Origin of the sequence: Flagellimonas alvinocaridis, assembly GCF_965248585.1 — a bacterium.
GTDB lineage: Bacteria > Bacteroidota > Bacteroidia > Flavobacteriales > Flavobacteriaceae > Flagellimonas > Flagellimonas alvinocaridis.
Genome location: NZ_OZ252111.1, coordinates 398195 through 411888, shown reverse-complemented (window position 1 = coordinate 411888; position 13694 = coordinate 398195). Strand labels below are relative to the sequence as shown.

The 13694-nt window shown below is 43.0% G+C and carries 15 protein-coding genes; 7 read left to right on the top strand and 8 right to left on the bottom strand.

Annotated elements, in window-relative coordinates; genetic code table 11:
* Positions 1–55: 55 nt before the first annotated feature.
* Positions 56–1672 carry a phosphoenolpyruvate carboxykinase (ATP) gene (pckA, locus tag ACP14V_RS01845; RefSeq protein WP_272610884.1) on the bottom strand — a complete coding sequence of 539 codons (1617 nt, stop codon included), beginning with the start codon at positions 1670–1672 and terminating at the stop codon, positions 56–58.
* A 62-nt stretch (positions 1673–1734) separates the two neighbouring features.
* On the bottom strand, positions 1735–2127 hold the full coding sequence (locus ACP14V_RS01840) for a DUF423 domain-containing protein (RefSeq protein ID WP_272610885.1): 393 nt from the start codon (positions 2125–2127) through the stop codon (positions 1735–1737).
* Positions 2128–2206: 79 nt separating this feature from the next.
* Here ACP14V_RS01840 and ACP14V_RS01835 point away from each other — a divergent pair, with 79 nt between their 5' ends.
* From ACP14V_RS01835 to ACP14V_RS01820, 4 genes are all read left to right on the top strand, one after another.
* Positions 2207–3580, top strand: a complete 1374-nt coding sequence (locus ACP14V_RS01835) for a saccharopine dehydrogenase family protein (RefSeq protein WP_272610886.1) — start codon at positions 2207–2209, stop codon at positions 3578–3580.
* Positions 3581–3628: 48 nt separating this feature from the next.
* Positions 3629–4099, top strand: coding sequence for an Lrp/AsnC ligand binding domain-containing protein (locus ACP14V_RS01830; protein WP_136565360.1), 471 nt, complete (start codon positions 3629–3631; stop codon positions 4097–4099).
* Positions 4100–4138: 39 nt separating this feature from the next.
* Entirely contained in the window at positions 4139–4459 is a 321-nt protein-coding gene (locus ACP14V_RS01825; protein WP_136565359.1) for a hypothetical protein, read from the top strand.
* A 119-nt stretch (positions 4460–4578) separates the two neighbouring features.
* Positions 4579–5097, top strand: coding sequence for a ferritin (locus ACP14V_RS01820; RefSeq protein ID WP_136565358.1), 519 nt, complete (start codon positions 4579–4581; stop codon positions 5095–5097).
* A 44-nt stretch (positions 5098–5141) separates the two neighbouring features.
* Here the strand turns inward: ACP14V_RS01820 and ACP14V_RS01815 are convergent, their stop codons facing one another.
* The 6 genes from ACP14V_RS01815 to ACP14V_RS01790 all read right to left on the bottom strand — a co-directional run bounded on the left by ACP14V_RS01815 (position 5142) and on the right by ACP14V_RS01790 (position 11564).
* A complete protein-coding gene (locus tag ACP14V_RS01815) occupies positions 5142–5684 on the bottom strand; it encodes a DinB family protein (RefSeq protein WP_272610887.1) in 543 nt (180 codons plus the stop codon).
* Between the two features lie 2 nt (positions 5685–5686).
* Positions 5687–6031, bottom strand: a complete 345-nt coding sequence (locus ACP14V_RS01810; RefSeq protein ID WP_272610888.1) for a winged helix-turn-helix transcriptional regulator — start codon at positions 6029–6031, stop codon at positions 5687–5689.
* 113 nt (positions 6032–6144) lie between these two features.
* A complete protein-coding gene (locus ACP14V_RS01805; protein WP_272610889.1) occupies positions 6145–6846 on the bottom strand; it encodes a zinc metallopeptidase in 702 nt (233 codons plus the stop codon).
* Between the two features lie 94 nt (positions 6847–6940).
* Positions 6941–8041 carry an alanine dehydrogenase gene (ald, locus tag ACP14V_RS01800; protein WP_272610890.1) on the bottom strand — a complete coding sequence of 367 codons (1101 nt, stop codon included), beginning with the start codon at positions 8039–8041 and terminating at the stop codon, positions 6941–6943.
* 196 nt (positions 8042–8237) lie between these two features.
* The gene (locus ACP14V_RS01795) at positions 8238–8492 is read right to left on the bottom strand and encodes a SemiSWEET family sugar transporter (protein ID WP_136565353.1); all 255 of its coding nucleotides are present in this window, start codon (positions 8490–8492) and stop codon (positions 8238–8240) included.
* Positions 8493–8591: 99 nt separating this feature from the next.
* The gene (locus tag ACP14V_RS01790) at positions 8592–11564 is read right to left on the bottom strand and encodes a leucine--tRNA ligase (RefSeq protein WP_272610891.1); all 2973 of its coding nucleotides are present in this window, start codon (positions 11562–11564) and stop codon (positions 8592–8594) included.
* A gap of 89 nt (positions 11565–11653) precedes the next feature.
* Between ACP14V_RS01790 and ACP14V_RS01785 the strand changes: the two genes are divergently transcribed.
* The 3 genes from ACP14V_RS01785 to ACP14V_RS01775 all read left to right on the top strand — a co-directional run bounded on the left by ACP14V_RS01785 (position 11654) and on the right by ACP14V_RS01775 (position 13693).
* Positions 11654–12532: a cell division protein FtsX gene (locus tag ACP14V_RS01785; RefSeq protein ID WP_136565351.1), complete on the top strand. Its 879-nt coding sequence runs from the start codon at positions 11654–11656 to the stop codon at positions 12530–12532.
* Positions 12533–12634: 102 nt separating this feature from the next.
* A complete protein-coding gene (locus ACP14V_RS01780) occupies positions 12635–12898 on the top strand; it encodes a DUF3098 domain-containing protein (protein WP_136565350.1) in 264 nt (87 codons plus the stop codon).
* Positions 12899–13693, top strand: coding sequence for an undecaprenyl-diphosphate phosphatase (locus ACP14V_RS01775; RefSeq protein WP_136565349.1), 795 nt, complete (start codon positions 12899–12901; stop codon positions 13691–13693).
* The last annotated feature ends 1 nt before the right edge of the window (position 13694 follow it).

Below are 13694 nucleotides of genomic sequence, written 5' to 3'. Positions count from 1 at the left end.
GTATCCCAATAAAAAAAGCCCGGCATTACCGGGCTTTTTTCCTTTACTTCCAATTCTAAAAGGCGTAGCGTTGCGGACCACCTCGCCTTATCTCTTCGTTTGCATCGGCTTCAAACTTTTTAAAGTTTTCCCTGAAGGCGTTGCTCAATTTAAATGCGGTTTTATAATATGCTTCATCATTGTTCCATGTGGCTCTAGGGCTTAGTACCTCTGTTGGAACCCCGGGACATTCCCTTGGTTGGGCCACCCCAAAAACAGAATGGATGTGATACTTGTCGTAACAATACAACCCAAGCTCTCCACTCAATGCTGCATGGATCATGGCACGGGTATACTTCAACTTCATACGGGTACCCACACCATAAGGTCCACCGGTCCAACCTGTGTTGATCAACCAAACATCTACTCCGGATTCTTTCATTTTTTTGCTCAACATTTCGGCATATTTGGTGGGATGCAATGGCATAAATGGCGCGCCAAAACATGCTGAAAAGGAAGGTTGGGGCTCCACAACCCCTGCTTCAGTACCGGCTACCTTGGCCGTATATCCCGAAATAAAGTGATAGGCCGCTTGGGCAGGTGTTAATTTTGAAATGGGGGGCAATACCCCAAAAGCATCAGCAGTGAGAAAAAAGATATTCTTTACATTTTCCCCTATCGAAGGCTCTTGCATATTATCTATGTGATAAATAGGGTAACTCACCCGAGTATTCTGCGTTATGGAAGTGTTGGAAAAATCGACCTCCCCATCATCATCCATAATCACATTCTCTAAAATGGCTCCTTTTTTGATTGCTCCATAAATCTCAGGCTCACTTTCCTCCGAAAGGTCAATGACCTTGGCATAGCAGCCTCCCTCAAAATTAAAAACTGTATTGGCTTCGGTCCACCCATGTTCATCATCACCAATGAGCTTTCTGTGCGGATCAGTGGATAGGGTGGTCTTTCCAGTTCCTGACAATCCAAAGAAAATCGCTGTATCCCCAGCTTCACCAACATTGGCAGAGCAATGCATAGGAAGTGTGTTTTTATAAACAGGAAGAATAAAATTCAGGGCAGAGAAAATGCCTTTTTTAATTTCTCCGGTATAGCCTGTACCTCCAATCAATGCAATCTTTCTGGTAAAGTTTAAGATAGCAAAGTTGTGTTGTCGCGTTCCATCTACTTCTGGGTCTGCCATAAAGCCCGGCGCATTGACTACAGTCCATTCTGGTTCAAAACCTTCCAACTCCTCTTCAGTGGGCCTCAAAAACATGTTGTAGGCAAACATATTGGACCAAGGATATTCATTGATGACCCTCAGGTTCATTTTGTATTTGGGATCGGCACAAGCGTACGAATCCCTAACGAACAACTCTTTTTCATTGAGGTAATCAATGACCTTATTGTACAGTAGATCAAATTTTTCACTCTCAAAAGGGATATTGATGTTGCTCCACCAAATCTTATCCTCTGTAATGTCGTCCTTTACAATAAAACGGTCTTTGGGAGACCTTCCTGTAAACTCTCCCGTATTTATGGCCAAAGCACCAGAAGATGACTCTTTACCCATGCCCATTTGCAAGGTGAGGTCGTGCAATTCGTCTGGAGAAAGTTGATAATGGACATTCTTGTGTTGAATTCCATAGGGTTTTAGCGAAATCGTTTTCGAAGCTGATGTGGAAGCTTTCATTTGTTAGTTTTTTATATACTGCAAAACTAGAAAAATATAACTTTTAAACCCTCTTTTGTGGTTTATTTAAGCCCTTTGTGGGTTAAAATGTAATATCCCAAAAGAAACCATCCCAAAATCAGAAAAACTCCACCAATAGGTGTTAAAAAACCAATGACTTTAAAATCAAAGTTGGTAAGACTGTTGAGGGCCAAAAAATAAATTGAAAAAGAAAATAGGATAATTCCTATCAAAATCATCAAGTATACCCTCTTTTTATGCTTTTCACCAAGGCTGCCGAATATTGCCAAAAAAAGCAGGAACAAAGCATGATACATTTGGTATCTCACACCAGTCTCAAAGACCTCAACCGATTCAGAATCTACCAGTTTTTCCAAGCCATGGGCCCCAAAGGCACCCAAAACTATGGCCAACAAACCAAGTAGAATTCCCGTCAACAATATTGTTCTGTTCATAACTTTTTTTACTAATTTTTTTAGAAATATAACAATTTGATACCTTAGTATCCGTTTTAATCAAAAGTAATCAAAACCTATGGTCCGCACTATTTTAGTTGTTGGGGCAGGAAAATCAACCTCCTATCTACTAGACTATCTCCTCAAAAAATCAGATAGTGAAAATCTCCATTTGGTCATTGGAGACCTACAACCAAAGAACATTCCTGAGCAATTTTCCTCTCATCCAAATTGTGAGGTTATTACGTTGGACATCTTTAACGAAGAAGAACGCAAGAAAGCCGTGTCGTTGGCATCAATCGTTATTTCCATGCTTCCGGCCAATTTGCACATTAAGATTGCAGAGGATTGCATCCAATATAAAAAACACTTGGTGACGGCTTCTTATGTGAGTAAAGAAATGGAAGCCCTTAACGAAGAGGTCAAAAAGAACGGTCTCATTTTTATGAATGAAATAGGACTTGACCCTGGAATTGACCACATGAGTGCCATGGAAGTGATAGATCGTATCCGATCCAAAGGTGGTAAAATGTTACTGTTTGAATCCTTTACTGGTGGGTTGGTAGCTCCAGAAAGCGATTCCAACCTCTGGAATTACAAGTTTACCTGGAACCCTAGAAATGTTGTCCTGGCGGGACAGGGCGGCACAGCAAAATTCATTCAGGAAGGGACCTATAAATACATCCCCTACCAAAAACTGTTCAGAAGAACGGAGTTTTTGGATGTAGAAGGACACGGAAAGTTTGAAGCCTACGCCAACCGTGATTCCTTAAAATATAGGGAAGCTTACGGTCTTCAGGACGCCCTTACGCTTTTTAGGGGCACCATGAGAAGGGTAGGGTTTTCCAAAGCATGGCAGATGTTTGTTATTTTGGGGATGACCGATGATAGTTACACCATAGAAAACTCGGAAGGCATGTCTTATAGAGAGTTTGTAAACCTGTTTCTTCCTTATTCCCCTACTGATTCTGTGGAGCTAAAAATGCGGCACTATCTAAAAATAGACCAAGACGATATCCGTTGGGGAAAATTGTTGGAACTCAATCTTTTTGATCCCTCCAAAAAAATACCGCTAAAGAATGCAACCCCAGCACAAATACTACAATTTATCTTGGAAGATAGTTGGACCCTCAGGGAAGATGAAAAAGACATGATCGTGATGTACCACAAATTTGGATACGAATTAAACGGTGAAAAAAAGCAGATTGATGCAAACATGGTGGTCATTGGCGAAAACAGAACCTATACCGCCATGTCCAAAACAGTAGGTCTGCCTGTGGCGATGGCCACATTGCAGATATTGAACAAAAAAATAACAACCCCTGGGGTACAGATACCCATAAGTATGGAGGTTTATCAACCCATACTAAGTGAACTCAAATCCTATGGGATACATTTTAAAGAGTACGAGGTTCTCTATCTAGGCTACAATCCAGATTCTGTTGCAGGTTAACCGAATTCATATTTTCTATATCTTTAGCTTCAGTTTTAAATCTTTTCTGTGAAAAATCATAACAGTTCGGTTAAAATTGATGGCATAGACAAGAAAATCCTAAGATTTTTGATGGAAGATGCCCGGAGGCCCATTTTGGAAATTGCCCGTAACATTGGTATTTCCGGGGCGGCCATTCACCAAAGATTACGAAAATTGGAAAGCTCTGGCCTCCTATCTGGGTCAAAATTCGTTATCAATCCCAAGGTATTAGGTTATACTACCATGGCATATATTGGCATCTTTTTAGACAAAGCCATGGCCAATCCGCAGGCTGTAAGGGAACTTGAGAAAATCCCAGAGGTTCTGGAATGCCATTACACCACCGGAAACTGGTCCATACTCATAAAAGTCTTGTGCCGCGACAATGAACACCTTATGCAGGTGCTCAATAAAAAAATCCAACAAATTGAAGGCGTTTCACGAACCGAAACTTTCATTTCATTGGACCAACAAATAGATCGGCAAATTCAAATCTGATATTTGTATTCAATCTAAATAAAGTTTACATTTGTACCCATGAATGTAGTTTATCAGTCTACATATTACACTTTGTACCAATCCGTGAAGGAACGTTGTTTCTATGTGGATTTTGGGCAAAAGATGGTGCGAATGTCACTTTGCCAATTGCTTTCCCTCCGATACAAGGTATTGTCCATCTCCATTGAAGATCATTTTGACGGGGATTTGAACAGACACGGCTTTGAGGTACTCATGCTTTGCAACAAAGAGCATCTATTTGTACTTAACACCTTAGAAGTCTTGGATTTAAAACAATTGGTCGACCATAGCTTTGTTGCTTTGGGCCTTTCTGAAGAACGTGAGACCGCCTCCATTTAGATTTGTTTTCTTCCTCCTATTTTTATTCAATCTAAAACTGCCTTAAAACAAGGGAGTTACTTCCAAAACGGAATCAAATTCCGTATTTTTGTTAGTATAACTTGATAAACCCAATATAAATGAAAGATATAGCAAGACAAAGTATGGGCATTAAAGTGGAATCCATGGATTTGCTCAACGGACAGATAAAAATGGAAGCCCATGCTTCTGCCACCTATTTGGCCATGGCGTCTTGGTGCGAGCAGAATGGGTTTTTTACCAGTGCCAAATTCTTTTACAAGCAAGCTGAGGAAGAGCGTGGCCATATGATGAAGATTTTCGAATTTTTGATTGATACAGGAGGAAATCCCCTATCCCCAGAAGTTACGGGAATCAACCATGACTACTCTTCCATTGTTGATGTATTTGAAAGCACCTTGGAGCATGAAGTGGCCGTTACCAAGTCCATTCACAACATTGTAAAAAAAGCCCGTGAACTGGGAGATATAGCTACTGAGCGTTTCTTGGACTGGTTTGTTCTGGAGCAAGTTGAAGAGGAGAACACCATACGTGACATTTTGGACATGATCGCGGTGACCGGCACGGAAGGTGTGGGACTTCAGATGATCGACAATCAAGTAGCCAATTGGATGGAATAGGTTCAAAAAAAAATACCAATGAAACGGGGCCTTTGGCCCCGTTTTTAGTTTAGGTATCGTTCTTTAATGATGTTAAAATGTCGTAGTTCATGCCCTGCAATATGATAAGCCAATCCTCGAACCGTTCTTTTGTTGATAATACTTCCATCATGATCAATACCTTCTCCCCCCCGGGTAAAACTTTCTTCTGGCAAATACTTAAATAGGGCAATGGTAGATTTTCTTACCCATTCATACTCTTCAAATATACTTTCCAAGCTTCTACTATTGGCGTCGGAAAACTTGGCATATTCATCTTGATCAAAACCATGAAGCGGTGTACTATCGTTTCGGGCATACCGTAACGCCCGATAAGCAAAAATCCGTTCATCATCTATAAGATGCACCAGAATCTCTTTAATAGTCCATTTACCCTCAGCATAACGATACGTTAATTTCTCCTTTGGAAGGGATTGGATACAATCCTTAATCTCAAGAAAATTTTGCCAGAGATGCTCCAAAACCTTAACATCATCTTTCATCAAATCCATATAAATATGTGAATATGGTGGGTATTCTCCCTGAAGCGGTTTTTTAATGTTTCTCATAGTTATTTTTGATTGTCGTTCTCAAAACTTTTGGCCCAACTATGTCGAGCCCATGAACCCATTGGCTTTAAAAGTTCAAACAATTCCACCCCTTGCTCGGTGAGACTGTAACCATGCATTGTTCTGGCAATCAAATGGCATTCCCGGAGTTCTTTGAGCCTAGTGTTGAGTGTATTTGGTGAAATGGACTCACAATAATCTTGTAAATCCCGAAAAGTACTGGGTCCAGAATACAAGTGCCATATAATCCCCATGGCCCAACTTCTGCCCAACAAATCGAGCAAAGCCATGATAGGCTGACCCGTTTTGGAGCCACGAACTGGTTGACCGGGAACAGGTATTTTCATGATGCTATAATTTTAATAGCAAAGCTACAAAAAATATAGCAATAGGTTATGACAAGAAAAAACCTGCTCGGATTGACTCCGGGCAGGCTTATAATTTATTCTTAAAAGCATTGTTAATCCCTGCTTCCAAACACTTGTAAGGCCCAATAAAGTAGTGAGGCCAATGCGCCCAACGCAGCTACCAAATAGGTTCGTGCCGCCCATTTTAGGGCATCCTCGGCTCCTGCATATTCTTGCTGGCTCACCATGTTTTTTTGCTTCAACCATACCAAGGCCCGCTTACTGGCATCGTACTCAACAGGCAAGGTCACAAAGCTGAATAGCGTAGCCATCCCCATCATCACCAAACCGGCCACGGCAATATAGAAGCCAATTCCACCCGCAACACCTGTAGCCGCCATTAAGGCGATACCTCCAAATACGACCCAAGTAGACATTCCCGAAGTTACGCTTACCACAGGAACCAATTTGGATCGCATGGTCAACCATTCATACGCTTGGGCATGTTGTACCGCGTGTCCACATTCGTGGGCAGCCACAGCAGCAGCGGCGGCATTACGTTGACTGTAAACGCCTTCGCTAAGGTTAACGGTCTTGTTTTTTGGATTATAGTGGTCCGTAAGCATTCCTGGGGTAGAAGTTACCTTTACATCACGGATGCCATGGTCATCAAGCATTTTTTGTGCAATCTCTGCACCACTCATGCCATTTCTCAGATGTACTTGGGAGTATTTCTTGAACTTACTTTTCAGTTTGTTGCTCACCAACCAACTCACCAGTGCAATTCCACCGATCAATATATAATATGTCATCATAACTATTCGATTTTTGGTCTTATAAATATACCATATTACAACAAAAACCCCGCCAAGGTTCGGCGGGGTTCTTCTACTGACAAAATGTATGTTTTTACGCCAAAGCAGATTCCCAATGAAAAGCCTCAACAATTTCTTTGTATACCACTTCTCCTTCAACAATATTCAACCCTTTGGCCAAGGTCTTATCCAAATTGCAGGCACTTCGCCAGCCCATATTGGCCAATTTCAGCACATAGGGCAAAGTTACATTCGTCAAGGCCACGGTTGACGTATAGGGCACGGCCCCTGGCATGTTGGCCACACAGTAATGGACCACATCATCAATAATATATATGGGGTTGCCGTGTGTGGTTGGCTTGGTAGTCTCCACGCATCCTCCTTGGTCCACCGCCACATCCACGATAACCGTTCCTGGTCGCATGTCTTTGAGCATATCCCTAGTGATCAGATTGGGCGCCTTGGCCCCTTTCAACAACACGCCCCCTATTATAAGGTCATGGGATTGTATATGCTTTCTGATGTTGAACTCATTTGAAAACTCCGTTACCACATGACTTGGCATAATATCGTTTACATAGCGAAGCCGTTTCATGTTCACATCCAAAATGGTTACGTGTGCACCAAGTCCTGCTGCCATTTTTGCAGCTTGAATGCCCACGGTTCCTGCCCCAAGGATCAACACACGGCCTGGAGCAACACCTGGAACTCCTCCCAAAAGCACTCCACGGCCCTTTACGGGTTTTTCCAAATACTTGGCTCCTTGTTGAATGGCCATTCTTCCGGCCACTTCAGACATAGGGGTCAACAAGGGCAGTGTACCCTCCTCATCCTCAACAGTCTCATAGGCAATACAGATTCCCTTGCTTTTAATCATGGCCTGCGTCAAGGCCTCACTCGAAGCAAAATGAAAGTAGGTAAAAACAATCTGCCCTTCTTGAACCAAATCGTACTCCTCGGCAATAGGTTCTTTGACCTTCACGATCATATCACTCTTAGCATACACCTGTTCAATGGTATCCAGAACAGTCGCCCCGGCTTGTTGGTAATCTTTGTCAAAAAAACCACTGCCCTCACCTGCGCCAGATTGCACATAAACGGTGTGGTAATTCTTCACCAATTCAAAAACCCCAGCTGGTGTCATACCAACTCGGCCTTCACTGCTTTTGATTTCTTTAGGCACCCCTACAATCATCTTGTTGTGTTTTATGGTTACTATACCCAAAGTTGTTATAAAAACTGGAATCAAAGAAATGAAATCGATAAAATGTAGGGGTTGCCAGATAAATTTCACATAAAATTTACATTATACCCTATTTTTTTATGGGGTCAATCTATATTTAATAATATATTATTGTAAAGTACCCTAAACAATAAGGGGGTAGATTGGACTATTTGTGTTTTATTTTTAAAACAAGCATTACAATGACCAAAATACCAGTTATACCATTCGCCAATATTATGGCTAGGCTCTCATGCACATAACCGTAGTATAGCCACAGCATGGTTCCAATGAAAAAGGCCAAATACATGGTAAGGGAAACATCCCGGGTAGATTTGTGCCGCCACGCCTTATAAACTTGCGGAATAAATGAACTGGTGGTTAGGGTGGCCGCAACAAGGCCAATGATCTCAATAGTGTCCATGGTTGGTTATTTGCCCTAAATGTAGGGACTTTATGGATGACTGCTCATCGCATCGTAAAGATTATCCGTAGAGATTTACTGTCTTTTGAGAAGCCTCGCTTACCCTACAATATTCACAATCTTACCGGGTACCACAATCACCTTTTTGGGGGCACGACCCTGCAACTGTTCCTGGGTCTTTTCATGGGCCAGAACCGCGGCTTCTATCTCGTCTTTGCCCATATCCAAGGGCAACTCCAACTTAAAGCGCATTTTTCCATTAAAGGAAATGGGGTATTCTTTGCTGCTCTCTACTAGATATTTCTCCTCAAACTTTGGGAAAGGTGCTTCGGCAATGGACTCAGTATGTCCCAATCGCTCCCAAAGCTCCTCCGCAATATGGGGCGCGTAGGGTGACACCAAAATGGCCAACTGTTCAAAAATAGCCCTGCTGGTACATTTTTGAGCGGTAAGTTCGTTCACACAAATCATAAAGGTGGAGACGGAAGTATTGAACGAAAAGTTCTCGATATCCTCCTCCACTTTTTTGATGGTCTTGTGCAGCGTTTTTAGATTATCGGCCGTAGGTTCTTTATCCTCAATGACCTCAAAAAGGCGCCATAGTTTTTTAAGGAAGGAATGCACTCCCGTAATTCCTGCAGTGTTCCAAGGTTTGGATTGTTCCAAGGGACCTAAAAACATTTCATACAGACGGAGGGAATCTGCCCCATATTCCTCACAAATGGCATCGGGGTTGACGACATTGTATTTGGATTTGGACATTTTTTCGATTTCCATTCTCAACAAAACATACCTACCGATATTGTCTTGCCCAGACCAAACAATATCATTCGCAGTTAAATCCTCAAACCTGTTATCATTTTCAATGAGAGCTATCAATTCGCTTTCATATATCTTATCCAAATGAGTTAGCCCAACTGGAACATGGTAGACATACTCACATATAAGTCCAAAATAACTCCCATTAAACTCAACTATTGGAAGTTCTTCAGTTTCATAATCTAAATTAGTGCTTGCCAAAACGCATTTACCTGTACTTTCATATGGTACTTTCCCAGGAGTAATGCTTAAACTATATTTAGTGATGAATTTAGATTCCCCCGTAATCATCCCTTGGTTGATCAACTTTTGGGCATATTCGTCCTTGGGCACATAACCCCTATCAAACATAAACTTCTGCCAAAAACGGGAATACAGTAGGTGGCCCGTGGCATGTTCACTACCGCCAATATAGAGGTCCACATCCTGCCAATATCCAATGGCCTCCGGAGAAAAAATGGCCTCATCGTTGCGCGGGTCCATATATCGATTAAAGTATTGGGAACTTCCCGCCCAACCCGGCATGGTGTTCAACTCCAACGGGTACACTCCTTCATGAGATTCCGAATCAAGTTCGGAATGACCGTCATGCTGAAGTTGTTTCAGCATCTCATTGGAAACTACTTTATTGTTCTTGGCGTCCCAAGCCCAAGTGGTGGCATTGCCCAAGGGCGGCTCGCCAGTTTCAGTGGGAAGGTATTTCTCCACTTCGGGCAATTCCAAAGGCAAGTGTTCCAAAGCGATCATTTGGGGCATCCCATCTACATAATACACCGGGAAGGGTTCTCCCCAATAGCGTTGCCTGCTGAAGACGGCATCACGAAGGCGATAGTTGACCTTACCCACTCCATGTCCAATTTTCTCCAACTCTGCAATCACTTTTTTAGTGGCCTCTTTATAGGAAAGCCCATTCAAAAAGTCGGAATTAGCTATGATGGTGGTCGCTTTGTCGGCAAACGCCTCTTCGGAAATATCCACCCCTTCAAAAATGTTGGGGATATCAATATGGTAATGTTTCGCGAAATCGTAATCCCGTTGGTCACCGCAAGGCACGGCCATCACCGCTCCGGTTCCGTAACTGGCCAACACGTAGTCGCCAATCCAAATGGGAACAGGTTCTTTGGTGAACGGATGCTCTGCATATGCTCCGGTAAACACCCCTGAAATGGTCTTTACATCAGCCATACGATCCCGCTCTGAACGCTTTGCCGTGGCCTCCACATAGGCTTCCACCTCGGCTTTTTGTTCTGGAGTGGTGATTTTAGCCACCAAATCGTGCTCAGGGGCCAAGGTCATAAAACTTACCCCAAAAATGGTATCGGGGCGGGTGGTGAAGACCTCTATAATCTTTTGAGATTTCTCGCTATCGCTCGAAATGACATTAAAAGTCACCGAAGCGCCTTCGGAACGTCCGATCCAATTGGTCTGGGAATCTTTTAGCGGCTGTGGCCAATCAATCTTGTTCAATCCATCGAGCAAGCGTTGGGCATAAGCCGTGATACGCATGCTCCATTGCGTCATTTTTTTTCGGATGACGGGATGACCTCCACGCTCGGATACGCCATTTACGATCTCATCATTGGCCAAAACCGTGCCCAAGGCCGGACACCAGTTCACTTCGGTATCAGCCAAATACGTGAGTCTGTATTTTAAAAGGATCTCTTGCTTTTCCTTTTCAGAAAACGCGTTCCATTCCGCTGCACCAAAATTGGGTGCATCCTCATCACAAACAGCTTCTACCGCTGTATTCCCTTCCTTTTCAAAAAGGGAGACCAAAGTCTCAATGGCTTCAGCTTTATCGGAACTTTTATTGTACCATGAGTTGAACAATTGGATGAAGATCCACTGTGTCCATTTGTAATATCCCGGATTGGAAGTGCGCACTTCCCTGCTCCAATCGAACGAAAAGCCCAACCTGTCCAACTGCTCGCGATACCTTTTAATATTGTTTTCGGTAGTGATCGCAGGGTGTTGTCCGGTTTGAATGGCGTACTGCTCCGCGGGCAACCCGAAGGAATCGTACCCCATGGGATGCAACACGTTGAACCCTTTATGCCTTTTATAACGGGAATAGATGTCCGTGGCAATGTACCCCAATGGGTGCCCTACGTGCAATCCTGCCCCAGAAGGATAGGGGAACATGGACAAGGCATAAAATTTGGGCTTGTCAGAATCGTTGATTGCCTTAAAGGTTTCATTTTCTGCCCAGTACTTCTGCCATTTGGCTTCAATGTCACGGAAATCGTAGTTCATGGTATTCTCTTTCATTTTCGAGTTGCAAAAATAGGTTTAATCCCCTAAATACAATTTACTTTTCTATTTTTACGTACTGATTCCACTCTATGAGCCAATATATTGAACGATATCAGCGAAGAAAGTTGATTTCCTCCTACTTCTCCGTGGTTTTGAGCATCGCTTTGGTGCTTTTCCTGTTGGGTGTTTTGGGACTTTTGGTCTTGAATACCAAAAAACTGGCGGACCACTTCAAGGAACAAATCACCATTTCGGTCTTTTTGAAGGACAATGCCAAACCGGTTGAAATTGACCAATTACAAAAAAGCCTCGTTTTGGCAGAATACACCAAATCTGCCGAGTACATTTCCAAGGAAGATGCTGCAGAACAATACAGCGAGGACATTGGTGAAAATTTTGTGGAGTTCTTGGGGTACAATCCGTTAAAGAATTCCATTGATGTGAACCTAAAGGCCGATTTTGTTTCTCCAGAGCAAATCGCGGAAATTGCCGAAGACCTTGCCACAAAAACCTATGTGGACGAGGTAAGCTACGACAAACCTTTGATCTCCTTGCTCAACGACAATGCCCGAAAGATCAGTTTATGGATATTAGTAGCCAGTGCTATTTTTACTGTCATAGCCGTATTGCTCATCAACAGTTCCATCCGATTGTCCATTTATTCCAAACGGTTTATCATCAAGACCATGCAAATGGTGGGCGCTACCAAAACCTTTATCAGACGCCCCTTTATCTGGGCCAACATAAAACTGGGCATGATAGGCGCGGCCGTGGCTTTGGCCTCCTTGAGCATCCTTATCTATTACATCAACAAAAATTTTCCCGAACTGAACCTGCTACAGGACTATTTGGTATTGATCTTTTTATTTATCGGAGTTTTTGGACTAGGGGTTGTCATTTCGTGGGCAAGCACCCATTTTGCCACCCAACGTTTTTTAAATCTGAGGACAGACGATCTTTACTATTAGATTCTAGATATTGGACCGCTACGCTGATAGATTTGGTACTCATATCTTCCCATATTGTTGGTTGAGAAAATATTCTGGGAAACTTTTCCTTAAATTTGCGGCATGAGCAAGAAAAACAAGAATGTTCAAAAACCCACCAAGGAGTTCATCTTTCAAAAGAAGAACTACCTGTTCCTCTTCATAGGTCTGGCTTTTATTGCTTTGGGCTTTATTTTGATGGCCGGCGGTGGCAGTGATGACCCAGAGGTCTTCAATCCAAATATCTACAGTTTTAGGAGAATCCGTTTAGCGCCCACTTTGGTACTGATCGGCTTGGGTATACAGATTTATGCTATTTTGTTGAACCCTAACAAAAACAAAGAATAATTGGAGCTTATTGATGCCATAATCCTTGGAATCATCCAAGGGTTGACCGAATTTTTACCTGTATCGTCCAGCGGACATTTGGAATTGGGGAAAGCCATTTTGGGCGCACATGCCCTTCCCGAGGAAAGCCTACTCTTCACGGTGATCTTACATTTTGCCACCGCATTGAGCACCTTGGTCGTATTCAGGAAGGATGTTTTTGAAATTTTGAAAGGTCTTTTCCAGTTCAAATGGAACGAGGAGACCCAATTTTCGCTAAAAATTGTCATTTCCATGATTCCCGCGGCTTTGATCGGACTCTTTTTGAATGATTTTATTGAAGTTTTTTTTGACGGGGCCATCATCATAGTGGGCATCATGCTCATCATTACCGCAGTGCTACTCTATTTGGCCGATTTGGCCAAGACTACGGACAAGGGGGTTTCGTTCAGAAGCGCCTTTGTGATCGGTATGGCACAGGCGGTGGCCATTTTACCAGGGATTTCCAGAAGTGGGGCTACCATTTCCGCAGCGGTTCTTTTGGGTGTTGACAAGGCAAAATCGGCTCGTTTTTCGTTCTTGATGGTCGTTCCCCTTATTTTGGGAAAAGTGGCCAAAGACCTTATGGGGGGTGAAATCAATTTTCACGGTGATCAGGCCGTTGCCATGGGCGCTGGGTTTATTGCCGCCTTCATAGCCGGCCTTGCCGCCTGTACTTGGATGATCAAACTCGTGCGCCAGAGCAAGCTTACCTATTTTGCCATATATTGTCTCATAGTGGGGCTTATCGCCGTTGCCTGGAGCATTTGGGGATAGA

Coding starts and splice junctions, on each gene's coding strand:
- pckA (WP_272610884.1), bottom strand. CDS start 1,672: ATGAAAGCTTCCACATCAGCTTCGAAAACGATTTCGCTAAAACCCTAT.
- ACP14V_RS01840 (WP_272610885.1), bottom strand. CDS start 2,127: ATGAACAGAACAATATTGTTGACGGGAATTCTACTTGGTTTGTTGGCC.
- ACP14V_RS01835 (WP_272610886.1), top strand. CDS start 2,207: ATGGTCCGCACTATTTTAGTTGTTGGGGCAGGAAAATCAACCTCCTAT.
- ACP14V_RS01825 (WP_136565359.1), top strand. CDS start 4,139: ATGAATGTAGTTTATCAGTCTACATATTACACTTTGTACCAATCCGTG.
- ACP14V_RS01820 (WP_136565358.1), top strand. CDS start 4,579: ATGAAAGATATAGCAAGACAAAGTATGGGCATTAAAGTGGAATCCATG.
- ACP14V_RS01815 (WP_272610887.1), bottom strand. CDS start 5,684: ATGAGAAACATTAAAAAACCGCTTCAGGGAGAATACCCACCATATTCA.
- ACP14V_RS01810 (WP_272610888.1), bottom strand. CDS start 6,031: ATGAAAATACCTGTTCCCGGTCAACCAGTTCGTGGCTCCAAAACGGGT.
- ACP14V_RS01805 (WP_272610889.1), bottom strand. CDS start 6,846: ATGATGACATATTATATATTGATCGGTGGAATTGCACTGGTGAGTTGG.
- ald (WP_272610890.1), bottom strand. CDS start 8,041: ATGATTGTAGGGGTGCCTAAAGAAATCAAAAGCAGTGAAGGCCGAGTT.
- ACP14V_RS01795 (WP_136565353.1), bottom strand. CDS start 8,492: ATGGACACTATTGAGATCATTGGCCTTGTTGCGGCCACCCTAACCACC.
- ACP14V_RS01790 (WP_272610891.1), bottom strand. CDS start 11,564: ATGAACTACGATTTCCGTGACATTGAAGCCAAATGGCAGAAGTACTGG.
- ACP14V_RS01785 (WP_136565351.1), top strand. CDS start 11,654: ATGAGCCAATATATTGAACGATATCAGCGAAGAAAGTTGATTTCCTCC.
- ACP14V_RS01780 (WP_136565350.1), top strand. CDS start 12,635: ATGAGCAAGAAAAACAAGAATGTTCAAAAACCCACCAAGGAGTTCATC.